Here is a 24,123-nt window from a genome sequence, read left to right on the forward strand (position 1 = left end):
GCAGGGTTATTCGGGTTGGCGGTAACCGGCGCCGGTATGCCGCCCGGGCAAGTGTGCGTCGCCTTCGGTAAACAGTTTTTGCCGCAGGCTGCCGACGTCATACGCAGTCTTGTAGGAACCCCGGCGCTGCAACTCGGGGACTACCAGGTCGATAAAGTCGACATAGCTTTCCGGCGTCACGATGCGGGTCAGGTTGAAGCCGTCCAGACCGGTCTCTTCGATCCACGATTCGAGCTCGTCGGCCACCTGTTCCGGTGAACCCACCAACGTCATGTAGCGTCCGCCCAATGCGTGTTGCTCAAGCAGTTTGCGGCGCGTCCAGTCGTTGTTTTGCAGCACTTTGGTGGCGGACTGGATGGCGTTGTTTTTCACGTACTGGATCGGCTCGTCCAGTTCGTAGTCGGCAAAGTCGATGCCCGTGGAGCTGGAAAAATGCGCCACTCCGGCTTCGGCACTGGCATAGCCCAGGTACTCTTCGCGCTTGGCCCGGGCCAAGGCTTCGGTGGGCGCGACGATGACGTTGAGGCCCATAAACAGTTTGATGTCATCCGGGTTGCGTCCTGCCGCCACGGCGCTGGCGCGAACCTTGTCGACCTGGGCTTTGGTCGCTGCCTTGGTCTGGCCACTGATGAACACACACTCGGCATGGCGCCCGGCAAACACCAGCCCGCGATCCGAACTGCCGGCCTGAAACAGTACCGGCGTGCGCTGCGGTGAGGGTTCGCACAGGTGATAACCCTCGACCTGGTAGAACTCACCGGCGTGTTTGACCTTGTGCACCTTGTCGGGCCGGGCATAGACGCGCTGCGCCGGGTCGTTGACCACGGCGCCGTTTTCCCAGCTGCCTTCCCAGAGTTTGTACAACACCTCCAGGTATTCATCGGCCTGGTCGTAGCGCCGGTCGTGTTCGACTTGCTCGGTCAGGCCCATGGCCTTGGCCGCGCTGTCCAGATAACCGGTGACGATGTTCCAGCCCACGCGGCCGCGGGTCAGGTGGTCCAGTGTCGACATGCGGCGCGCGAATAAATACGGGGGCTCGTAGGTCAGGTTTGCGGTCAGGCCAAAGCCAAGGTTTTTGGTCACGGCCGCCATGGCCGATACCAGCAGCAGCGGGTCGTTGACCGGCAGCTGGATCGACTCCTTGAGCGGAACATCAACCGACTGTTGATAGACGTCGTAGACGCCGACGATATCGGCGATAAACAGCCCGTCAAACAGCCCGCGCTCCAGCAGCTGTGCCAGCTCCGTCCAGTATTCCAGGGTGTTGAATCGGGTGGAGGTGTCCCGTGGATGAGTCCACAACCCGTGGTTGATGTGGCCAATGCAGTTCATGTTGAAGGCATTGATCAGGATTTTCTTTTTGCTCATCAGATGGTCCCCCGCAATGGCGGGTTTACATCGTTCAGGTAGTAGTTACCTACCGCGTGATATTTCCAGCGCACCGGATCGTGCAGGGTGTGGACGCGAGCATTGCGCCAGTGACGATCGAGCCCGTGTTCGGCGAGGGTGGCCTGGCTGCCCGCCAGTTCAAAGAGGGTGCTGCCGGCGGCCAGCGAAATCTCGGTGCTGATGGCGCGCGCTTCTGCCACCGCAATCGAGGCGGCTGCCACGGTGCCGGCATGGGTATTGGCCTGGGCGATATCCAGCAGTTCACCGGCGCGCTCCAGCAAGGCTTCGGCAGCATGCAGACGCACGCTCAGGTGGCCAAAGCTTTTCAGGGTCAGTGGGTCTTCGCTGGCGATATCGGTGGTGGCATCGATCCAGGGCCGGGTCTTGGTGCTTACAAAATGCAGCGCGTCTTCAAAGGCGGCGCGGGCGATGCCGGTGTCGATGGCTGCGTGGAGGATTTGCGCCAGCGGGCCAACCGGGGTCGGGCGCTCAAAGGCGCTTTGAAACGGGATCACGTCTTCAGTGGCGACGAATACATTGTCGAACAGCACGGAACCACTGCCGGTGGTGCGCTGGCCGAAGCCGCTCCAGTCGTCGATCACGGTCAGGCCGTCGCTGTCGCGGGGCACAAACGCCAGGTGCTGTACGCCGTTGTCATCGACTACCGAGGTCGGAATCCGCTGCGCATACAGGGCGCCAGTGGCGTAGAACTTGCGACCGGTAATGCGGTAACCGTCTTCGGCTTTGGCCAGATGGGTCGTACGGTCGTGGGCGGTTTTAGTACCTGTTTCGGCCAGGGCATTACCAAAGCGCTGCCCGGCCAGGACCTCGGCATACAGCCGCGCCTGTTGCGCCGGCGTGCCATTGACCCGCAGTACTTCAAGTGCATAAAAATGGTTTTGCGGGATTTGCCCCAGCGAGGCGTCAGCAGCAGCAATCAACGCCACCACCTGTGCCAGCGTGACATTGGACACACCGGCGCCGCCCAGGGCCTTCGGCACGGTGATGCCCCACAGGCCGGTGTGGGAAAACAGTTCGAGTTCATCAAAGGGCAGGCGTCGTTCGCGGTCGCGTACAGCGCTCTCGCGTTTGAAATGTGCGGCGAGCTCACGGGCGACGCTCAGGGCCTCGGCATCACTGCGGATGACCGGGACCTGTTTGGATATCAGTGACATGGGTATCTCCGTAGTCAAATCCAGGAATGCCGGGCAGGCAGGGTGCCGTTGAGGCGATAGGTGCCGATGGCGTGGTATTTCCAGCGGACCGGGTCGTGCAGGGTGTGAACCCGTGCGTTGCGCCAGTGGCGGTCGAGGTTGTACCGGGCCACAGATGCGCTGCTGCCTGCCAGTTCGAAGAGTTTTTCGCTGGCCAGCAACGACAGCTCGGTGCTTAGCACCTTGGCTTCGGCTACGGCAATCGAAGCCCGGGCGGCGGCCTGCGCGTCAATCGGCGCGGCGCTGACTTCATCCAGTACCCGGCCTGCTTTGCGCAGCAAGGCTTCGGCCGCGTGCAGCTCGATCTTCAATTTGCCGATGTCGGCGATGACATAGGGATCATCGCTGTTGCGTTCAACGTTGGCGTCGATCCACGGCCGGGAACGTTCACGTACAAAGCTGATGGCGTCGGTAATGGCTTCGCGGGCGATGCCCAGATCGATGGCGGCCTGGATCAGTTGCGACACCGAGCCCTGAATGTTCGGGACTTCGCTCAGGCGCCAGCTGTCGATGACCAGTTCGTCATCGATTCGCACGTTGTTGAGCAACACGGTGCCGCTGGCGGTGGTGCGCTGGCCAAAGCCGGACCAGTCATCGACAACGCGCAGGCCGGGAGTACCGCGGCGAACAAAGGCCATGACCGGTTTGCCGTCGTCGTTGAGCGCCTTGACTGCGATCCAGTGCGCGAACAGTGCACCGGTGGAGTAAAACTTCTGACCGCTGATAACCAGGTCATCCTCGTCAGCGGTAATGCGTGCCTTCAAGTCGAGGGTATTTTTACTACCGCGCTCAGGCCCTGCATTACCAATGCGCCAGCCTTGCAGCACGCTGCTGAACAGTTGTTCTTTTTGCGACGGGGTCGCGGTGCTCGAAATCAGATTGAGAATGCCCACCTGGTTCTGCGGAATCTGCCCCAGCGCCGGGTCGGCAGCCGAGATAATGGCAAACACTTCAGCCAGGGTGACGAACGATACCTGTGGCCCGCCGAACTCGCGGGGAATGGAAATACTGCCAAGTCCACTGCGGGTGAACTGCTCAATGAGTGACCACGGCAATTTGCGTTGCTGATCGCGTTTTGCGGCGTGCTCACGGGCGGCGTCAGCCAGATCGCGTGCAGCTTGAAGGGCTTCGTTGTCGGTGCGCAGGATGTGCGCTGCGAGCAACAAGGGCGCGACATCCAGGTCGCTTTGCAGGTGTGCATTCGCCAGGTTCGACATCACTGCTGCTCCTTGGCTGCACGCAATGCCCTGGCGATTTCCACAAGGGTAATTGTGTTACGGACCATACCTACCTCGCATCTCATTGGAGCACCGCTTGAGCGGTGCGGATAAAAGCTGGAAAGTCCGGTGGTCCGGTGCATATACCCTAATTGAGTATAAAAATTAAAAGAACTAACTTTTAGGAATATGGATAGACGATTCGTCTTGCTGAGGGTTGCGGTTGCGTCATCGGGTTGCGGCGCTCTTGCGCGAACGGAGCTTTTTGTCGCGTCGTTACCTACAAGTCCTGCTCATTGTTGGCCTCAAGTCAGCGCTTTTATTTTGCTATTTCTTTCCATCGCGCTAAGGAATAGCCATCGTGACCGACTCAACCGACCAAACCCCCCACAGCCAATCCGCAGCCAATCTGTTCAGCAGCGGCGACGTTTTTTCGGGGGCCTACAACTTCATGAGCAGTATCAGTGCCGGGGTCGATCCACGCACCGGCATGTTCTCGGCCTCGATAACCCTGCCCACCGGGGCCGCCAACGATTTACGCGGCCCGATCAGCCAATTGCGCCTCGGCTACAGCCCGTTGATGACCGACGACCAGGGTTTTGGTCTGGGCTGGATGCTCGGCACCACGTCCTGGGACGGGGCTAGTCAGCAGTTGCAGCTCAATTCCGGCGAGCGTTTTCGTGGGGAGATTGTTGGCCAGAACATGCGCTTTCCCGACGTTCGCTTGCCGGTGGTGACGGTTACGGTGCAGCGTCAGGAAATGTGGGTGCGGCATAACGACGGTACCTCCGAGCGCCTGATTCCATTGGCCGGGAATCCGAGCTTGTGGGTGGTCAGCACCCTGGTGGGAGCCGATGGCAGTGCCCTGAGTTTTGACTGGCGCTCCATCGGTAACGCGGCCTATCTGCAAAAGGTCAGCGATGCTCAGGGTCGAACTGTGGTGGCGCTTTCCTACGAAGGTTTGCAAACCCATCTGACCCTACAGCCCGATACTCCCTCGCAGATGGTGATGAATTTTCAGCGCATCTCCGGGCAGTTGCGCCGGGTGACGGTGGACGGGCTTCCCGACAATGGTTGGCAATTTGACTACAGCACCGCGAGCTCGGGCTTGTTGTTGCTGAGCAAATGCACCCAGCCCACCGGTAGCACCGAGGAAGTGACCTACAGCGAGGCCAACGGTCTGGCGTTGCCGCCGGGGGCGCCGTTCCCACGGATGCCGGTAGTCAGCCAGACCCGCAAGGACCCGGGCGACGGGCAACCGGTGCAGTTGGTTCGTTATGACTATGGCCTTTATGGTTCCAACAATTACTTCGGCTGGCCGGTAGTGCGGCAGTGGCGCAACCGTGAGGACAATCTTTATCACCTGACCGGGGGTGGCGATTTTCTATACGGCTCCACCGAAACCCTGATGGATACCCGGGGTACTGTTTTGCAAACAGTGTCCCGCACCTTTAACCGTTTTCACTTGCTGACCCGGGAACGCACCTTGCAGGGCCAGACGCTGCAGGAGACCGAGACCACTTATTACGACGAACCCTGGCTGCCCATTGCCCGGCAATTGCCTTACTTCCAGTTCCCGCACAAGGTGATCACCCGCAAGGCGCATCTAGACGGGCAGCGGGTGTTGCGTGAACTGAGCACTGAAGAAGAGACCCGTTACGACGACTTGGGCAATCCGGTTTGGCACCGCAATGCGTTGGGTGGCATTGAAGCGTCGGAGTACTACCCGGTCAGTGGTGAGACCGACCATTGCCCGGCCGATCCGCTGGGTCGTATCACCCGTCTGAAAAGTCGTACCGCAAGCCCGCCACCCGGCACCGAGGGCCCGGTTAAACAGACTCGATACCGTTATCAATCATTGCCGGTACGGCAGGATGCTCCGGAGTTTGCCTTGCCGACTTTCGTCCAGAGCAGTGAAGAGCGTTTGCTGCTGGTTGAAGGTGAAAACCTGACTGAACTGGTGCATTCCAGCCAGACCTTTATCGTTGATCCAACCTCGCCCCATCACGCTCGCATGTTGAGTGAAACCGAGACTGTGCAGGGTAAAAGCACGACCCGAACCTACAGCTACATGCTCACTCAAACGCGAGGGGCTCGGTCGATTGAGCGTGCCGTACTGCAGGAAAACGTAACCATCACCGGGTACGACGGGCACTCATCTGTATCCCAGTCCTCACAGGATCTGTACTCAGGCCTGATGGTGACCGAGCAGACCGATGAACAAATGCGCATCGCCTTTGCCCACGATGCCCTGGGCCGTGTAGTGCAGGAAGTCGCCGCACCGGATTCGGCGTTCGAAGCCGCGGTCAATTGGGCCTATTCGTTGTCAGCGAACGAGCGCTGCCAGACCCGAATCGGCGCTTCCGGGCGTAAGGAAACGGTCTGGCTGGATGGTATGGGTCGCGAGGTGCGACGTGAGAAACAGACCGACAGCGGTCAGACCTATACCGCCTGGACCGGCGAATATGACGTGTTAGGCCGGGTATTTCGTGAGACCGCTTACGACCCCGGTAACGAAGACACTCCAGCCCTGAGCCTGACTACCGAACGCACCTTTGACGATTGGGGCAATGTGCTGACCGAAACGTCGGCGGACGGCGTCACCCAGCACACTCTGGCCGACCCGGTAGCCCTGACCGGTACCAGTTGGCAGACCGATGCCAATGGCGTGGCCGGGGCCAAAACCGTCACCACCCATACCCTCGATGGCAAGCCGTTGACCGAGCAGTTGTACTGCGCCGACGGCGTGCTGCAGCACGAACTGGGCTGGAGCTATGACGGGCTGGGCCGCTGCATCAGTCAGTCTGACGCCATGGGTCGCAAGACCTTGCAGGAATGGGATGTGCGGGACCGGCTGGTGTCGACCACGCTGCCAGATGGCAGTGTGATCAAGCGCACCTATGCCGAAGGCCACGACGGTGAATTACCGGCCACGGTCTCAATCTCTCATCCTTCTTTGGGTATTAACGAAGTCGTACTGGGAGAGCGTAAATACGACGGTCTTGGCCGACTGGTGTGGGAAAAGGTCGGCCAGAGTGTCTCTGAATGGCAATACGCCGAAGGACAAATCCACGCCCATACCCAGACCTTGCCCGATGGCACCGTAGTCGTCACCGAACGTCAGCCGGAACTGGGCGGCGCGCTGCTGTCGCTGCAGGCCCCGGACATCAGCGTATTCAACACGTACGATCCGCTAAGTGGCCGTTTGCTGGAAGCGCAGGGCAATCTGGGCCTGCAAAAAGATCACTGGTCGCCGTCGGGCTTGCTGACCAAGGCCGATTACGCCTGGCACGGTGATCAACCGCGTTCACAACAGCAAACCACCACACCTGCGGGCAAGGTCACCCGCCTGACCGATGCCGATGGTGCTGAACAGCGCTGTCAGTACGATGAGTTCGGGCGCTTGAGTGTGCAGCAAGGCCCAGACGTCACGATCACCATCACCTACGATGTAGCCTCGCGGATTCACCGGCAGCACACCCAATCAAAAGATGGTTCGCGAGACATGACCGTAACCCTGGACTACGACAACCTCGGCCGTCTGGCCCGTCGCACGACCGAAACCCGCACCCCGTCCGGGCAGCAGGTAGAAGTGCAAACCCAACAATGGCGTAAAGACGGTAAGCTCACCCAGCGCGAACTGACCCGTGACGGCACACTGGTGCGTCGCGAAACCTTCGACTACGACATCCGTGGCCGCATGATTTCCCAGCAGCTAGTGGGCGAGAAATTACCCGAAGACGCCCACGGTCGCAGCTACCGCGAACAACACTTCCAGTACGACGCCCTGGACAACGTGCGACGCCTCGAAACGGTATTTGCCGACGGCAGCGCCAACAACGTCACGCTGTTTGGCTACAACCCCGCCGACCTTACCCAGCTGATAAACGTCAGCCACAGTCGACCCGATTACCCGGCACCAGTAACCCTGGAGTACGACACTCTGGGCAATCTCAAACGCGACGAGCGCGGTAATCCGCTGCACTACGACGCCCTAGGCCGACTGATCGGGGTAACTCTGCCTACAGGCCAGCGTCGTTGGCACTACGGCCCCGGTGGCAACATCATCAAGACCGAAGACGCTGGCGGTCCACGTTGGCGCTACCACACCTCAGGCCAGCTCAGTTGCGAGGTGGGTGAAAGCACACAAACCCGCTGGGTCCGTGCCGGAAATGTTCCGGTTGCTGAAAGCCGACTGGCCTCGGCTGTGCGGGAAGTCATGCTGTTGGGCACCGATGCCCAGGGCTCCATAACCACGCAAGCCAAAGACCAAATCCAGACCCCGGTCTACGGCGCCTACGGCCAGAGCACAACTGAACCGGGAACCAGCCGACTGGGCTACGCCGGCGCCTTGCGTGAACAGGACACCGGCTGGTATTTCCTCGGCGACTACCGGATCTACAACCCGGTGCTGATGCGTTTTCACAGCCGCGACAGCCTCAGCCCCTTCGGTGAAGGCGGCCTCAATGGCTATGCCTACTGCGCGGGCGACCCGGTGAACCGCATCGACCCGTCGGGCCATGCGTGGACCGACTGGCTGTTGCCGGCAGCGGGGCTTGTGCTGGGCATGATCGGCACCGTGGCGTCACTGGGTGCTTTGGCGGCACCTGCCGCAGCCCTGACCGCCAGCTATATGGTGGCGGTGACAACTGCGACCCTGAGTGTGGTGTCACTGGCCGCAGACGTCGCCTCCATAGTCTTGCTGACCAGCGGCAATGAAAACGCGGGGCGGATTCTGGGCTATGTAGGCATGGCGACGGGCCTGGCATCGGCGGCGCCGTCGATTGCCAGTGCCGCTGCCAAAAACGTCAAAGCATTCGGCATGCGCGTGGGCTCGTTGCAGGGCAGGCTGCAACATGCAGGGGGTGTTCCCGGGGGAGGCAGGGCATTTCCTGGAGGGGCTCAACGAGCGGGTGCCGCGACGCCACCCATGCGTGATATGGACTTTTCCATGATGCTGGAGCAAGGACCGATTCGAGAGAGTTTCTTGCCGTACTTGTCGCGTGGTGATTTGCAAAATATAGGGCAAACCAACTTAGCCAACAGGAACTCTGTTTATCGACCGGGGACATCCACTGCTCCCGTGCCACTGCAACTTTCGTCTTCAGAGCCCGTGAATGTTTTATCGGGTCCTTACCTCTATCCTGCGGGAAGTGGTCACCTCGTTCATAACCCCGGTTATGTTATTGAGGTGAGGCAAATTATATCTGGCTCCCATCCCCAGTATTACCCATGGCAATTGGGGCAAGCAGGCATCCAGAACCCGCGTCAATTAAGAATCGTAAGCAGTACTCAATTAGACAACTATGTTAGCGGAATGGCCCGAAATGCCCAAACTGGTCGAGCACACCGGTTGAGCGTAATGGACAGTTTCGCCGAGGTTGACAATCAATGGTTCCGCCAGAACCCTCTGCCTGCTGCTCCAACTAATGCTCGTGCCCGGATAGCGAGGCGAGTTGAGAGGTGTCGTGTGATGTAGTCATAGGCATTGATAAATTTTTAAGCACATGATCAGGATGGGGGGCGTTTTCCTCGCCCCCCATAGTTTCATGGAGTTGTAAGTTCCAGGCCAGTAAGGCTAAAGCAGGGGGGATTTAATGCGTTACTGCAAAATAAATAACTCCTGGAGTTCCACAACTTGAGGAAGCCCTCTACTTTCGGGATCGTGAGCCCGTAGAGGCCTGATAACTCTTGAGGCACTGCTGTAGAGTTCGATACGCCAACTCATATTGTTCCAGCAGCCGACGGGCGACTGGAGGTCGTAGTTTCTTCAGACATCCGCATTCAGATGCATCCGGGACCGGTATGCATTTCGCTGTTTTTATCATTTATTTCACACTGCATCCGCATAATGGGCCGGAGTCAGGAAGCCGGTTTGCCCGCTTTGTGATATTTAGACGTTGCCAAATTTCTCGGAAGATCATTCAAATGGCCTCAGATCCTCAGCTGACCCCACCGGTGCGCTCTCGCTTTAGCCTGCGCTGGTATTACTGGCTTTTGCTGCTTGGCGCATTGCTTTATGCACTGTCGGCCATCATGCATTGGGATGACCGGGGTGCGTTGTGGGTGCTGGAGCAGTTTGAGAACCCGCAAGAACAGAACGAAAGCGTGTGGTTGCCTGACTACGTGGTGACGATAGATGCCAAGCCGTTACCGGGAATGGAAAAGGACGAAGCGTCGGATCTGGCTTATAACCCGCTGAGCAAAACGCTGTTTTCGGTGATGGGTAAAAACCCGTTCCTGGTGGAATTGACCCTCGATGGCGATGTACTGCGCAAAATTCCTCTGGTGGGCTGGAGCAACCCTGAAGGCCTGACGGTGATGGAAAATGGCCTGCTGGCCATTGTCGATGAGCGCGAACACTTGCTGACCATCATCAATATCGATGCGAACACCAAATCCCTGAATATTGCCGACTTCCCCAAGTACAACCTGGGGCCTTCCAGGAATCAGAACAAAGCCTTTGAGGCCATTGCCTGGGACCCGCGCCGCCAGCAACTGTTGCTGGGCGAAGAGCGTCCGCCGCAGTTGTATGTGTGGAAAAGCGATGGCAGCCAGACCCTCACTGGCACCAAGCAGAAAGTGCCTAGCGACGAGCTGGATTTGCGCAACCTGTCGGCCTTGAGCATTGATCCGCGAACGGGCCATACCCTGGTGCTTTCGGCAGATTCGCACATGCTGCTGGAGCTCGATGAACTGGGTGAGCAAGTCAGTTTCATGACCTTGCTTAGCGGCTTCAACGGTCTCAAAAACACCATTCCCCGGGCGGAAGGGGTGGCAATTGATGAGCACGGCACCCTGTACATGGTCAGTGAGCCGAATCTGTTTTATCGCTTCGAGAAAAATGCCAAAAAGCCTTGAGCATTGACCGCCAGGACCTGGCCGACGCTAACGCAGGCAAGCCCGGCTCCCGCACAAGGCGGGCCAGGTTGTTAAGTTTGAATTAATCCGGTCATGGTATTTCACCCGCCTGATTTTTTTAGAGTTCGGCCCAATGCTCCGCTTCAACCGTTTTAGCGCTCTTGCTCTGCTTCTAGCTCTGCTTGCTGCCGGTTTTGCCGCACAACATTACCGTCTGTTCGAGCACACCTGGTTCAAGGTCAACCGGCTGTGGCAACTCGCCAATCCCGCAGCGATCAATCTGGGCGAGTATCGCGCCGTGCTGCAAGGCCAGGTGATTGAAGGGCTTGAGGACGATGTCTCGGCACTGACCTACGACCCGCTGCGTAAAAGCCTGTTTACCGTGACCAACAAAAATGCCGAACTGGTGGAGCTGTCCCTGGATGGCCGGATTGTGCGGCGCATTGCCCTGGTCGGGTTTGGCGATGCCGAGGCGGTTGAGTTTATAGACGCCAATACCTACGTGATTGCCGACGAGCGTGAGCAGCGGCTTTTCAAGGTCAAGCTTGATGACAACACTCAGGTACTCAATGCCCGGGAGGCGGAGCAACTGACGCTGGGGATCCATCTGCGGGGTAACAAGGGGTTTGAAGGGTTGGCATACGACTCGGTCGGCAAACGTCTGTTTGTGGCCAAGGAGCGTGATCCGATGCTGATTTACGAAGTGCGGGGCTTCCCTCAGGACAATCCCCAGATGCCGTCTGCCATCCACGTGGTGACCAATGCGCGGCGTGATGCCCGGTTGTTTGTTCGCGATCTGTCGAGTTTGCAGTTTGACGAGCGCAGCGGGCATTTGCTGGCTTTGTCCGATGAGTCGAGGTTGTTGCTGGAGCTGGATATAGACGGGCGGCCCATCAGCACGCTATCGCTGAAAAAGGGCCGACATGGCCTGAAAAAAACAGTGCCACAAGCGGAAGGTGTCGCCATGGACGACGAAGGGACGTTATACGTGGTGAGTGAGCCGAATCTGTTTTACGTGTTCAAAAAACCATAAAACATAAAAAACTGTAGGAGCGAGCTTGCTCGCGAGCTCTTGAGGCGGTTTGAAAAGCTCGCGAGCAAGCTCGCTCCTACAGGTTCGGGTTAGCGGGTCAGGGTTTTCACGCCTTCAGCGGTACCCAGCAACAGCAGGTCAGCCGGGCGGGCTGCAAACAGGCCGTTGGTCACGACGCCGACGATGGCGTTGATCTGACGCTCCAGCTCTACCGGGTTGGTGATCTGCATGTTGAACACGTCGATGATGATATTGCCGTTGTCCGTCACCACGCCTTCGCGGTAAACCGGGTCGCCGCCCAGCTTGACCAGTTCGCGGGCTACATGGCTGCGGGCCATCGGGATCACTTCAACAGGTAGCGGGAACGCGCCCAGCACCGGTACCAGCTTGCTGCCGTCGGCAATGCAGATAAAAGTTTTAGCCACGGCGGCCACGATCTTCTCGCGGGTCAGGGCTGCGCCGCCGCCTTTGATCAGGTTCAGGTTTTCGTCGCTTTCATCAGCGCCATCGACATAGAACTCAAGGTCGCTAACGGTGTTCAGCTCGTATACCGGAATACCGTGGCCCTTGAGGCGCGCGGCAGTGGCTTCGGAACTGGCCACGGCGCCGTCGAAGGCACCCTTGTGCAGGGCCAGGGCATCGATAAAGCAGTTGGCCGTGGAGCCGGTGCCGACCCCGACGACGCTCTTGTCATCCAGCTTTGGAAGGATGAAGTCGACGGCAGCCTGGGCTACGGCCTGTTTGAGTTGGTCCTGGGTCATGGGGGGCTCCGGGCGGGAAGGGGAACAGAAGGGCCCGCATTATAGAGGCAAGCGCCCGGTTGTGTGGCGGGTGTGATGGCAATAGGTGGGCGCTGGCTTGCCGTCGATTGAGATGGCCCTAATAAACCTTCCCTTTCGTGTGGTCGGTTGCGTAAACGCTGGGGTAGACTCCTTGGTCCCTGCCAACCCGCCCAGTGAAGCTTTCCGATGCTCGAACAGTACGTTAAGAAAATCCTCACCTCGCGCGTTTATGACGTTGCCGTAGAAACCCCCTTGCAAGCTGCCAACCAGCTCTCCGAGCGGTTGGGCAACCATATTTTGCTCAAGCGCGAAGATTTGCAGCCGGTGTACTCGTTCAAGATTCGCGGCGCTTACAACAAGCTCATGCACTTGAGTGACGCCGAGCGTGCCTGTGGCGTAGTCACCGCGTCGGCGGGCAATCATGCACAGGGTCTGGCCCTGGCAGCCAAGGTGCTGGGGGTCAAGGCCACCATCGTCATGCCCAAAACCACTCCCGAGATCAAGGTCGAAGGTGTGCGTTCACGGGGCGGCATTGTGGTGCTGCACGGCGATACGTTCCCGGAAGCCCTGGCCTACTCGCTGCAATTGGTTGAGAAGGAAGGCTACGTCTACGTTCACCCCTACGATGACCCGCACACCATTGCCGGGCAGGGCACCGTGGCGATGGAAATTCTGCGCCAGCACCCGGCACCGCTGGATGCGATCTTTGTACCGGTGGGCGGCGGCGGGCTGATCGCCGGGATTGCCGCGTATGTGAAATACCTGCGCCCCGATATCAAAATCATTGGCGTCGAGCCCGATGATTCCAACTGCCTGCAAGCTGCGATGGCGGCCGGCGAGCGCGTGGTGCTGCCAGCGGTCGGGATTTTTGCCGATGGCGTGGCCGTGGCCCAGATTGGCCAGCACACCTTCGACATCTGCAAGGACTACGTTGACGAAGTGATCACCGTCAGCACCGACGAAATTTGTGCGGCGATCAAGGACATCTTCGACGATACCCGCTCGATCACCGAACCTGCCGGTGCCCTGGGTGTGGCAGGGATCAAGAAGTATGTGGAACAGCGCGGTGTGCGCGGCCAGACCCTGGTTGCCATCGACTCCGGGGCCAATGTGAACTTCGACCGCCTGCGCCATGTGGCCGAGCGGGCCGAGCTGGGCGAAGGTCGCGAGGCCATCATCGCGGTGACCATTCCTGAAGTGCCGGGCAGTTTCGAGGCGTTTTGCCAGGCTGTCGGCAAGCGTCAGATTACCGAATTCAACTATCGCTATCACACCGGTAGCGAGGCGCACATTTTTGTCGGTGTGCAGACCCATCCGGAAAACGACCCGCGCAGTGCACTGCTGGCCAGTCTGATCGGGCAAGGCTTCCCGGTGGTCGACCTGACCGAGAACGAACTGGCCAAACTGCATATCCGGCATATGGTCGGCGGGCATGCGGCCAAGGTCAGTGATGAATTGCTGTTCCGTTTCGAGTTTCCGGAGCGCCCGGGCGCGCTGTTCAATTTCCTGCACAAGCTGGGCGGACGCTGGAACATTTCGATGTTCCATTACCGTAACCACGGTGCGGCCGATGGTCGTGTCATGGCCGGGCTGCAGGTACCTGCCGATGAGCGTCATCTGGTACCGGCAGCGCTGGCTGAAATTGGTTATCCGTATTGGGATGAGAGCGATAACCCGGCGTACCAGCTGTTTCTTGGCTGATAGCCGCTACGCTGATTGAACGGCTCAAGGGATTAATCAAATGGAAACGTTCACCGCGTTAAAACTGCTGCATGGTGTTTGCACATTGCTGCTGTTCGTCAGCGCCATTGCTTTGCTGGTGGTGGTGATTCGTCGCTGGCGGGCGGGGGACAAGGATCTGTCCGGCGCCATCGTAAGGCGGCCCTGGGCCTTTGTCTGGGCGTTAATGGCCGTGTGCCTGGTGGCACTGCCGGTGAGTGGCTGGTTCCTGGTGCATATGGCCGGCTGGCCGCTGAGCCAGTTGTGGTTGCTGGCGGGCAGCAGTTTGTATCTGGTGGGTGGCTTGAGCTGGTTGTGGTTGCTGGTACGCCTCAATCGCCTGCGATTGGGGCGAGTGGCCAAACATCCGGGGTTCACGTTGGGTCTGGCGATTTTTTGTGCAGTTTGCTTTATCGCCATTGCCGGGCTGATGGGCGCCAAGCCGGTCTGACCCTGTTATGAGCATCTGTAGGAGCGAGCTTGCTCGCGAGCTGTCGGTTGTCGCGATGAAAAGCTCGCGAGCAAGCTCGCTCCTACAGTGGGTGCTGGGTGTCGGTTCAGTCGCGCAGCGTCATCACTGGCCAGCCGCGTTTTTCGGCTTCAGCACGCAGGTTCGGATCAGGATCAACCGCCACCGGGTGGGTCACTTGCTCCAGCAGCGGCAAGTCGTTCATCGAGTCGCTATAGAACCAGCTGTCTTCCAGGCTGTAGCCATTTTCTTCGATCCAGCGGTTCAGGCGTGTCACCTTGCCTTCACGGAAGCACGGCACGTCGGTGCTGCGACCGGTATAGCGGCCATCGACGATTTCGCACTCGGTGGCAATCAGGTGTTCCACGCCGAGCTTTTGGGCGATCGGTGCCGTTACCACGCGGTTGGTGGCCGTGATAATGACCAGCGTGTCGCCTGCTGCACGGTGTTTTTCCAGCAGCGCGTGTGCCTTGGGCAACATCAACGGCTCGATGCAATCGCGCATGAATTCGCGGTGCCATTGATCCAGTTGAGCCATGTCATGACGGCCAAAGATTTCCATGCTGAAATTAAGGTAGGCGGCGTTGTCGAGTTTGCCGGCCAGGTAATCCTGATAAAAGGCATCGTTACGTGCCTTGTAAGCATCGCCGTCGAGAATGCCCCGCTGGCACAAGTAATCGCCCCAAGCGTGATCGCTGTCGCCGCCCAGGAGGGTGTTGTCCAGGTCGAATAAAGCCAGTCGCATTGAAATTACCCGCTGAAGTGTCTGTTAAAAGGCTACAAGAATACGGTCTTTTCATAAGAGTGCACATAAGGCAGGAAGGCGCGTTGCTGCTTTCACAACCTTTGTGGAACAATGCGGTGACATGCGTTTGCGAGGTTGTTGCCGTGATCGACCCCGATGGTTTCCGCCCTAATGTCGGGATTATTCTGACAAATGATGCTGGTCAGGTACTTTGGGCTCGCCGAATCAATCAAGACGCGTGGCAGTTTCCGCAGGGCGGTATCAACCCTGATGAGACGCCGGAAGACGCCTTGTACCGTGAGTTGAACGAAGAAGTTGGCCTTGAACGCGAAGATGTAGAAATACTCGCCTGCACGCGAGGCTGGTTGCGTTATCGTTTGCCGCAACGCCTGGTCCGTACCCACAGCCAACCGCTGTGTATCGGTCAGAAGCAAAAGTGGTTTTTGCTGCGCCTGGTTTCCAACGAGCAACGGGTGCGGATGGATTTGACCGGTAAACCGGAGTTCGATGGCTGGCGCTGGGTCAGTTATTGGTATCCGTTGGGCCAGGTGGTGACATTCAAGCGCGAGGTTTACCGTCGCGCTCTCAAAGAGCTTGCCCCGCGCCTTTTAACGCGCGCCTGACACGGAGTTCGACCCCGAGCCATGCTCAATACGCTGCGCAAGATCGTCCAGGAAGTTAACTCCGCCAAGGATCTCAAGGCGGCGTTGGGGATTATTGTGCTGCGCGTCAAAGAGGCCATGGGCAGTCAGGTCTGCTCGGTCTATTTGCTTGATCCAGAGACCAATCGTTTTGTCCTGATGGCGACCGAGGGCCTGAACAAGCGCTCGATCGGCAAAGTCAGCATGGCGCCCAACGAAGGCCTGGTCGGCCTGGTGGGCACCCGTGAAGAACCTCTGAACCTCGAAAACGCCGCCGATCACCCTCGTTATCGCTACTTTGCTGAAACCGGTGAGGAGCGCTATGCCTCTTTCCTGGGAGCACCGATCATCCACCACCGACGAGTGGTCGGGGTTTTGGTCATCCAGCAAAAGGAACGCCGCCAGTTCGATGAGGGCGAAGAAGCCTTCCTCGTGACCATGAGTGCGCAACTGGCGGGCGTTATTGCCCACGCCGAAGCCACGGGCTCGATCCGCGGCCTGGGGCGTCAGGGCAAGGGCATCCAGGAAGCCAAGTTTGTCGGCGTACCGGGCTCTCCGGGTGCGGCGGTCGGTACGGCGGTGGTCATGTTGCCCCCGGCTGATCTGGACGTGGTGCCTGACAAGAGCATTACCGATATTCCGGCTGAAATTGCGCTGTTCAAAACAGCCCTCGAAGGTGTGCGCAACGATATGCGCGCAGTTTCGAAAAAACTCGCCACTCAATTGCGGCCCGAAGAGCAGGCTCTGTTCGACGTGTATCTGATGATGCTCGACGATGCGTCGCTGGGCAGCGAAGTCAAAAATGTGATCAAGACCGGTCAGTGGGCCCAGGGCGCGCTGCGTCAGGTGGTGACTGATCACGTCAACCGTTTCGAACTGATGGATGACGACTACCTGCGCGAGCGGGCGTCGGATGTGCGTGACCTGGGGCGGCGCCTGCTGGCCTACCTGCAACATGACCGCCAGCAAACCATGGTCTACCCCGACCACACCATCCTGGTCAGTGAAGAACTGACCGCGACCATGCTCGGTGAAGTCCCCGAAGGCAAGCTTGCCGGTCTGGTGTCGGTACTGGGTTCGGGCAACTCCCACGTGGCAATTCTGGCCCGGGCCATGGGCATTCCGACGGTAATGGGCCTGGTTGACCTGCCGTACTCCAGGGTCGACGGCATTCAGATGATCGTCGACGGCTACCACGGCGAGGTCTACACCAACCCCAGCGATGTACTGCGCAAGCAATACGCCGAGGTCGTCGAAGAAGAACGTCAGCTGTCTCAGGGCCTTGATGCCCTGCGTGAGCTACCGTGCATCACCCCTGACGGGCATCGCATGCCACTGTGGGTCAACACCGGCCTGCTGGCTGATGTGGCCCGTGCACAGCAACGTGGCGCTGAAGGCGTAGGTCTGTACCGCACTGAAGTGCCGTTCATGATCAACCAGCGCTTTCCGAGCGAAAAGGAGCAGCTGGCGATTTATCGCGAGCAACTCGCCGCCTTCCATCCGCAACCGGTGACCATGCGCAGCCTGGACATCGGCGGCGACAAGTCACTGTCGTACTTCCCGATCAAGGAAGACAATCCGTTCCTTGGCTGGCGCGGGATTCGCGTCACCCTCGACCACCCCGAAATCTTTCTGGTTCAGGCCCGGGCCATGCTCAAGGCCAGCGAAGGCTTGAACAACCTGCGTATTTTGCTGCCGATGATCTCCGGCACCCACGAGCTTGAAGAAGCCTTGCACCTGCTGCACCGTGCCTGGGGTGAAGTGCGTGACGAAGGCACTGATGTGCCGATGCCGCCTATCGGGGTCATGATCGAAATTCCGGCCGCGGTGTATCAGACCAAGGAACTGGCGCGCCAGGTGGACTTCCTGTCGGTGGGCTCCAACGACCTGACCCAATACCTGCTGGCTGTGGACCGTAACAATCCGCGGGTCGCCGACTTGTATGACTACTTGCACCCTGCGGTGCTGCAGGCCCTGCAATCAGTGGTGCGCGATGCGCATGCCGAAGGCAAGCCAGTAAGTATCTGTGGCGAGATGGCCGGTGATCCGGCAGCTGCCATTTTGCTGATGGCCATGGGTTTTGACAGTTTGTCGATGAACGCCACCAACTTGCCGAAAGTGAAGTGGATGTTGCGCCAGGTCAGCCTGAGCCGTGCGAAGGAACTGCTGGCAGAAGTGATGACCATCGACAATCCGCAGGTGATTCGCAGCACCGTGCAACTGGCCCTGAAAAACATGGGCCTGACCCGCATGATGAACCCGGCGGCAATCAAACCTTATTGATCATCCTTCTGCAGGACTGTAGGAGCGAGCTTGCTCGCGAGCTGTTAAAAGCTCGCTCCTATAGTGGAATCTGGGTCATCCCTGGATTTTTACCTCTCCCAAGCGCCCACCCAACGGGCCAAAGCTGTGTTCTACCATCAGTCTCGAACCGTCTGCGTTCACAATCAGTGCGGTGCTGGCGCGGGTGCCGTAGCTGGGGCTGGAAATAAACACGCTCGACAGCAAGCTCTCCGTGGCCAGGCCTACGCCGGTATCAGGCAAATCACTGAACGGCGCCGTCTGGCGGTCATTGAGCAGCGCCAGCAGTGCTTGCGGCTGAGGATCATTAATTATCTCGGCCAGGGCGGCCTTGGCCTTCAGCAACTTGGGCCACGGCGTATCCAGCCCGGCATTCGACACGCCATAAATCCCGGCTTCGAGTAACTGCGGCGCCACATCCCGGGAGTTGTAATGCCAGAGCTGATCGCCAGTGCCCAGCAACAGGTTGAACCCGGCATATTCCACTGAACGACGGCCAACGTCAGCGAAATACTCGCCAATTGACTGGTTACCGCTCAGGAAGTCAGATACCAGCTCCCCGCGCGAGCGCCGCGAAGGTGGCTTGTGCGGTTCACGAATATTGGTCAGCGCCGCAAAGCGCCCGTTGGCACCTACCCCGAGCCAGGTGCCACCTGCCTCCAGATCGCGGCCGGCAAACACTTGAGGCGCATCGACCCACTGCGCCAGGGGCTTTGCGGGGCGCGCATAAAACTCATCACGGTTGGCTGCTACGACCAGAGGCTGGGCGTGGCCGGGGCGCCAGGCGAATACAATCAGACACATGGGCAGTCCTTAATGTTTTTTTAATCACTGTACTTATAGATTGCCTCAGCCTGTCACGCCATTCACTAGAGCCTAAGGCCTCCCTTCCGTTACCATGCCGATCAAATTTGTATGCGGTGCTGTTGTCCTGTGCCGGTTTGAGTTTCCTGATCTAACAAGGAGTCGCAATGCTGCCTTACCCGCAGATTGACCCGGTGGCATTGGCCATTGGTCCGCTGAAAATCCATTGGTACGGCTTGATGTACCTGATCGGCATAGGCGCAGCCTGGCTGATCCTGTCGCGACGTCTGAACCGCTTCGATCCGACCTGGACCAAGGAGAAACTCTCTGACCTGGTGTTCTGGGTGGCCATGGGCGTCATTGTCGGCGGCCGACTGGGCTATGTACTGTTCTATGACCTGAGTGCTTACATCGCCAACCCGCTGCTGATTTTCGAGGTCTGGAAAGGCGGCATGGCGTTCCACGGCGGGCTGATCGGCGTGATGCTGGCCGTCTGGTGGTTCGGTAAACGCAACGGCAAGTCGTTTTTCCAGATCATGGACTTCATTGCACCGGTGGTGCCGATTGGCCTGGGCGCCGGTCGTATCGGCAACTTCATCAATGCCGAGTTGTGGGGTAAGGCCAGCGATGTGCCGTGGGCAATGATCTTTCCTACCGACCCTCAGCAACTGGCGCGCCATCCGTCGCAGCTTTATCAGTTTGCGCTGGAAGGTGTGGCACTGTTCCTGATTCTTTGGCTGTACTCGCGCAAACCTCGTCCTACGATGGCGGTTTCCGGGATGTTCGCCCTGTTCTACGGCATCTTCCGCTTTATCGTCGAGTTCGTTCGCGTGCCTGACGCTCAGCTAGGCTATCTGGCGTTCGGCTGGGTGACGATGGGGCAAATTCTCTGCATCCCGATGATCCTCGGCGGTCTGTTACTGATCTGGTGGGCTTACCACAGCGATCCAGCGGCTCAAAAAGCTGCGTAATGAATTCGAATCGCAGGGCGCACACCGCCCTGCATTCAAACGGTAGGAAAACCATGAAGCAATATCTCGATCTCGTTGCCAACGTCATCAAAAATGGCACCTTGCAAGCCAACCGCACCGGGGTGAAGACCATCAGTCTGCCCGGCGCCATGCTGCGCTATGACCTCAAGGAAGGCTTCCCGGCCATCACCACCCGTCGTATGGCGTTCAAATCTGCGATTGGCGAGATGTGCGGTTTCCTGCGCCCGGTAAACAGCGCTGCAGACTTCCGCGCCCTGGGCTGCAAAGTGTGGGACCAGAACGCCAACGAAAACGCCCAGTGGCTGGCCAACCCGTTCCGTCAGGGTGAAGACGACCTGGGGGAAATCTACGGCGTGCAATGGCGCAAATGGCCGGCGTACAAGCAAATTGCGAGCAGCAACCAGGCCGCAATCGAACTGTCGTTGAGCCAGGGTTATCGGCAGATTGCTGACGGCGAAGAAGACGGCCAGGCCTACGTGGTGCTGTACAAAGCCATCGATCAGGTTCGCCAGTGTGTGGACACGATCATCAACGACCCGGGCAGCCGCCGTATTCTGTTCCACGGCTGGAACTGCGCCCAGCTCGACGAAATGGCCCTGCCGCCGTGCCATCTGCTGTACCAGTTCCACCCGAATGTCGAGACCAAGGAAATTTCCCTGACCCTTTACATCCGCTCCAACGATCTGGGCCTGGGCACGCCGTTCAACCTGACCGAAGGTGCTGCGCTGTTGAGCCTGATCGGTCGCCTGACCGGTTACACGCCGCGCTGGTTCACCTACTTCATCGGTGATGCCCACGTGTATGAAAACCACCTGGACATGCTCAACGAACAGTTGACCCGCGAGCCGTTCCCAATGCCAAAACTGGTGATTTCGGACCGTGTACCGGAATTCGCCAAGACTGGCGTGTACCAGCCTGAATGGCTGGGCCTGATCGAACCGGGTGACTTCAGCCTCGAAGGCTACCAGCACCATGCGCCCATGACCGCCCCGATGGCGGTGTAACTCCCTGTCTCCTGTAGGAGCGAGCTTGCCTCGCGATCCTTACAAAGCTCGCGAGCAAGCTCGCTCCTACAGGTTTTGATGCTGTCGGTGGTATCAATGCCCGTGGCTTCTGCCCACATGGCTCGGTTCGCCTTGCGGCGCACTGACTGAGCCGCTGACCTCCAACTGCTGCAAAATCCCGCAATGCTCTGCGTTCGGCCCTTCGCCACAGCGTTGGCGCAGGTCCAGAAGTTGTGCCTGCAGTGCCAGCAAGCTATCGATCCGCGCCTTGACGTGGTGGATGTGTTCATCGATCAGCGCATTCACGCTTTCACATTGATCCTGGGGGCTGTCGCGCAAATTGAGCAGGCTGCGGATTTCCTCCAGGGTCATGTCCAGGCTGCGGCAATTACGGATGAACGTCAGTCGCTCGACATGGGCCTGGGTGTACAGACGGTAGTTGCCTTCACTGCGCGCAGGCTCCGGCAGCAGCCCTTCACGTTCGTAATAACGGATGGTTTCGACCTGACAGTCGGTCAATTTCGCCAGTTCGCCAATTTTCATTACGGTTATCTCCGAAAGGGTGCTTGACCCTATAGTGGCTACAGGGTCTTTACTTGGCAACAGGCACCTTTTGCGGACGCAACCTGATGAGCGATTCCATTCACACCCACCACAAGCCCCATGCTGGCCACGATCACGATCACGATCACGATCACGATCACGATCACGATCACGATCACGATCACGATCACGATCATGGCAAGAAAGATGAGCATGCCGGCCATGGGCACAGCTGCTGCTCTGCAGCCGAGGCCCCGAGCGTAATCAAGCTCAGCGCTGCCCCTACGGCGGGCGCCCGCTTGAGCAGCTTTCGTATCGAAGCCATGGACTGCCCCACCGAGCAAACCCTGATCCAGAACAAGCTGGGCAAGCTGGCGGGCGTGCAGCAACTGGAATTCAACCTGATCAATCGGGTGTTGGGTGTGACCCACGACTTGCCGTCGACTGAACCCATCATCGCGGCCATCAAATCCCTGGGCATGCAGGCCGACCCGCTGGAGTCGGACACTGATGCGGCCGGCCCCGTAACCCCGCCTGCCAGGAAACACTGGTGGCCGCTGGCCGTGGCCGGTGTCGGTGCACTGGCGGCTGAAGTGCTGCATTTTACCGATGCCGCGCCGACCTGGGTGATTGCACTGGTGGCTTTGGTGTCGATCCTCAGCGGCGGCCTCACCACCTACAAAAAGGGCTGGATTGCCCTGAAAAACCTCAATCTGAACATCAACGCGCTGATGAGCATTGCCGTGACCGGTGCCGTGCTGATCGGCCAATGGCCAGAAGCTGCCATGGTGATGTTCCTGTTTACCGTGGCCGAATTGATCGAAGCCAAATCCCTGGACCGGGCGCGCAACGCCATCGGCGGCCTGATGCAAATGGCGCCGGACAAGGCCACCGTGCAACAGGCTGATGGCAGCTGGCTGGAACGTGAGGTTAAAGACGTCGAACTGGGCGCCATCGTGCGCGTACGCCCCGGCGAGCGCATCGGCCTGGACGGCGAAGTGGTGGCGGGCAGTTCGACCATCGATCAGGCGCCGATCACCGGTGAAAGCCTGCCGATCGAGAAAACCGTCGGCGACAAAATATTTGCCGGCACCATCAACCAGGCCGGCTCGCTGGAATACCGGGTCACTGCTGCGGCCAGCAATTCGACCCTGGCGCGGATCATCCACGCGGTAGAGCAAGCCCAGGGCGCCCGGGCTCCCACCCAGCGTTTTGTCGACAGCTTCGCCAAAATCTACACCCCGGTGGTGTTCATCTTTGCGTTGGCGGTAGCTGTGATTCCGCCACTGTTTATGGGTGGCGTATGGTTTGACTGGATCTATCGCGCCCTGGTGTTGCTGGTGGTGGCGTGCCCGTGTGCGCTGGTCATCTCGACCCCCGTGACCATTGTCAGCGGTCTGGCCGCTGCGGCACGCAAAGGGATTCTGGTGAAGGGCGGGGTGTACCTCGAAAGCGGTCACAAGCTGGATTTTCTGGCGCTGGATAAAACCGGCACCATCACCCACGGCAAGCCGGTGCAAACCGATTACTTGCCACTCGACCCGCTGGTGACCGAGAGCGCGGTGTTGCTGGCCGCGAGTCTGGCGACCCGCTCCGATCACCCGGTTTCCCTGGCGGTGGCCAATGCCGCTGTGGATAAAAACCTGACGCTGCGGGCTGTGGATAACTTCACCGCCCTGGCCGGACGTGGTGTTCGCGGTGAAATCGACGGCAAGGTTTATCACTTGGGTAACCATCGTCTGGTTGAGGAGTTGAACCTGTGCTCACCGGCACTGGAAGAAAAGCTCTTTGCCCTCGAGAAGCAGGGTAAAACCGTGATTTTGCTTTGCGACAGTTCCGGTCCGCTGGCCTTGTTCGCCGTGGCCGACACGGTCAAGGAGTCCAGTCGCGAAGCGATTCGCGAGTTGCATGAGCTGGGGATCAAAACCCTGATGCTGACCGGTGACAACCCGCATACCGCCAGCGCCATTGCGGCCCAGGTGGGGATTGATCAGGCCCAGGGCAACTTGTTGCCCGACGACAAGCTCAAGGCAATTGAAGCGCTGTATGCCCAGGGCCATCACGTTGGCATGGTCGGCGACGGGATCAACGACGCACCGGCACTGGCCCGCGCCGAAATTGGTTTTGCCATGGCGGCTGCCGGTACAGATACCGCGATTGAAACCGCCGATGTCGCCCTGATGGACGACGATCTGCGCAAAATCCCGGCGTTCATTCGTCTGTCACGTCAGACCTCCAGCATCCTCAAACAAAACATTGCCCTGGCATTGGTCATCAAAGGGATCTTCCTTGCGGTAACCTTCCTGGGTATGGCCACCATGTGGATGGCCGTGTTTGCCGACATGGGCGTGAGCCTGTTGGTGGTGTTCAACGGTTTGCGCCTGCTGCGCAAATAGATCAAGAGAGGCC

The 24,123-nt window shown here is 59.0% G+C and carries 17 protein-coding genes; 10 read left to right on the top strand and 7 right to left on the bottom strand.

Translation table 11 applies throughout. The annotated features are described in order from the left end of the window. Nucleotides 1–6: 6 nt before the first annotated feature. Genes ACP7BO_RS16240 through ACP7BO_RS16250 form a run of 3 tightly spaced genes read right to left on the bottom strand, consistent with a single transcriptional unit; the run spans nucleotide 7 to nucleotide 3,820 of the window. On the bottom strand, nucleotides 7–1,368 hold the full coding sequence (locus ACP7BO_RS16240) for an LLM class flavin-dependent oxidoreductase (RefSeq protein WP_426211445.1): 1,362 nt from the start codon (nucleotides 1,366–1,368) through the stop codon (nucleotides 7–9). Then, entirely contained in the window at nucleotides 1,368–2,564 is a 1,197-nt protein-coding gene (locus ACP7BO_RS16245) for an SfnB family sulfur acquisition oxidoreductase (RefSeq protein WP_397455439.1), read from the bottom strand. Before ACP7BO_RS16245 ends, ACP7BO_RS16240 begins: the two co-directional genes overlap by 1 nt. Before the next feature lie 14 nt (nucleotides 2,565–2,578). Next, entirely contained in the window at nucleotides 2,579–3,820 is a 1,242-nt protein-coding gene (locus ACP7BO_RS16250) for an SfnB family sulfur acquisition oxidoreductase (protein ID WP_397455440.1), read from the bottom strand. Between the two features lie 361 nt (nucleotides 3,821–4,181). On the opposite strand from ACP7BO_RS16250, the gene ACP7BO_RS16255 reads away from it, so the two are divergent. The 3 genes from ACP7BO_RS16255 to ACP7BO_RS16265 all read left to right on the top strand — a co-directional run bounded on the left by ACP7BO_RS16255 (nucleotide 4,182) and on the right by ACP7BO_RS16265 (nucleotide 11,714). Continuing rightward, nucleotides 4,182–9,299 carry an RHS repeat-associated core domain-containing protein gene (locus ACP7BO_RS16255; protein WP_426211448.1) on the top strand — a complete coding sequence of 1,706 codons (5,118 nt, stop codon included), beginning with the start codon at nucleotides 4,182–4,184 and terminating at the stop codon, nucleotides 9,297–9,299. Nucleotides 9,300–9,748: 449 nt separating this feature from the next. After that, nucleotides 9,749–10,681, top strand: coding sequence for an SdiA-regulated domain-containing protein (locus tag ACP7BO_RS16260; protein ID WP_426211450.1), 933 nt, complete (start codon nucleotides 9,749–9,751; stop codon nucleotides 10,679–10,681). Nucleotides 10,682–10,814: 133 nt separating this feature from the next. Further along, nucleotides 10,815–11,714, top strand: coding sequence for an SdiA-regulated domain-containing protein (locus ACP7BO_RS16265; protein ID WP_426211452.1), 900 nt, complete (start codon nucleotides 10,815–10,817; stop codon nucleotides 11,712–11,714). An 89-nt stretch (nucleotides 11,715–11,803) separates the two neighbouring features. On the opposite strand, the gene rpiA is transcribed toward ACP7BO_RS16265, so the two are convergent. Continuing rightward, a complete protein-coding gene (gene rpiA / locus ACP7BO_RS16270; RefSeq protein ID WP_003444561.1) occupies nucleotides 11,804–12,475 on the bottom strand; it encodes a ribose-5-phosphate isomerase RpiA in 672 nt (223 codons plus the stop codon). Nucleotides 12,476–12,682: 207 nt separating this feature from the next. On the opposite strand from rpiA, the gene ilvA reads away from it, so the two are divergent. Beyond that, on the top strand, nucleotides 12,683–14,197 hold the full coding sequence (ilvA, locus tag ACP7BO_RS16275; RefSeq protein ID WP_060696537.1) for a threonine ammonia-lyase, biosynthetic: 1,515 nt from the start codon (nucleotides 12,683–12,685) through the stop codon (nucleotides 14,195–14,197). Nucleotides 14,198–14,237: 40 nt separating this feature from the next. Then, nucleotides 14,238–14,666: a DUF2269 family protein gene (locus ACP7BO_RS16280; protein WP_073510943.1), complete on the top strand. Its 429-nt coding sequence runs from the start codon at nucleotides 14,238–14,240 to the stop codon at nucleotides 14,664–14,666. A gap of 106 nt (nucleotides 14,667–14,772) precedes the next feature. Here ACP7BO_RS16280 and ACP7BO_RS16285 read toward each other — a convergent pair whose 3' ends face one another. Then, a complete protein-coding gene (locus tag ACP7BO_RS16285; RefSeq protein WP_060696539.1) occupies nucleotides 14,773–15,429 on the bottom strand; it encodes an HAD family hydrolase in 657 nt (218 codons plus the stop codon). Between the two features lie 143 nt (nucleotides 15,430–15,572). Between ACP7BO_RS16285 and ACP7BO_RS16290 the strand changes: the two genes are divergently transcribed. Together ACP7BO_RS16290 and ptsP are read left to right on the top strand one after the other, a co-directional pair. Further along, nucleotides 15,573–16,052, top strand: a complete 480-nt coding sequence (locus ACP7BO_RS16290) for an RNA pyrophosphohydrolase (protein ID WP_019828104.1) — start codon at nucleotides 15,573–15,575, stop codon at nucleotides 16,050–16,052. Nucleotides 16,053–16,073: 21 nt separating this feature from the next. Further along, the gene (gene ptsP / locus ACP7BO_RS16295) at nucleotides 16,074–18,353 is read left to right on the top strand and encodes a phosphoenolpyruvate--protein phosphotransferase (RefSeq protein ID WP_060696540.1); all 2,280 of its coding nucleotides are present in this window, start codon (nucleotides 16,074–16,076) and stop codon (nucleotides 18,351–18,353) included. A 75-nt stretch (nucleotides 18,354–18,428) separates the two neighbouring features. Here ptsP and ACP7BO_RS16300 read toward each other — a convergent pair whose 3' ends face one another. Further along, nucleotides 18,429–19,175: an NRDE family protein gene (locus ACP7BO_RS16300; protein ID WP_060696541.1), complete on the bottom strand. Its 747-nt coding sequence runs from the start codon at nucleotides 19,173–19,175 to the stop codon at nucleotides 18,429–18,431. A gap of 167 nt (nucleotides 19,176–19,342) precedes the next feature. Between ACP7BO_RS16300 and lgt the strand changes: the two genes are divergently transcribed. Next, complete coding sequence (gene lgt / locus ACP7BO_RS16305) at nucleotides 19,343–20,146, top strand: prolipoprotein diacylglyceryl transferase (protein WP_060696542.1); 804 nt, start codon at nucleotides 19,343–19,345, stop codon at nucleotides 20,144–20,146. A 53-nt stretch (nucleotides 20,147–20,199) separates the two neighbouring features. Further along, nucleotides 20,200–21,171 carry a thymidylate synthase gene (locus tag ACP7BO_RS16310; protein WP_060696543.1) on the top strand — a complete coding sequence of 324 codons (972 nt, stop codon included), beginning with the start codon at nucleotides 20,200–20,202 and terminating at the stop codon, nucleotides 21,169–21,171. Between the two features lie 93 nt (nucleotides 21,172–21,264). Here ACP7BO_RS16310 and cadR read toward each other — a convergent pair whose 3' ends face one another. Continuing rightward, a complete protein-coding gene (cadR, locus tag ACP7BO_RS16315) occupies nucleotides 21,265–21,714 on the bottom strand; it encodes a Cd(II)/Pb(II)-responsive transcriptional regulator (protein ID WP_060696544.1) in 450 nt (149 codons plus the stop codon). Between the two features lie 86 nt (nucleotides 21,715–21,800). Here cadR and ACP7BO_RS16320 point away from each other — a divergent pair, with 86 nt between their 5' ends. After that, entirely contained in the window at nucleotides 21,801–24,110 is a 2,310-nt protein-coding gene (locus tag ACP7BO_RS16320) for a heavy metal translocating P-type ATPase (protein ID WP_426211457.1), read from the top strand. Nucleotides 24,111–24,123: the final 13 nt, after the last annotated feature.

The organism is Pseudomonas sp. TWR2-1-1 (assembly GCF_049897045.1).
Lineage (GTDB): Bacteria > Pseudomonadota > Gammaproteobacteria > Pseudomonadales > Pseudomonadaceae > Aquipseudomonas > Aquipseudomonas versuta.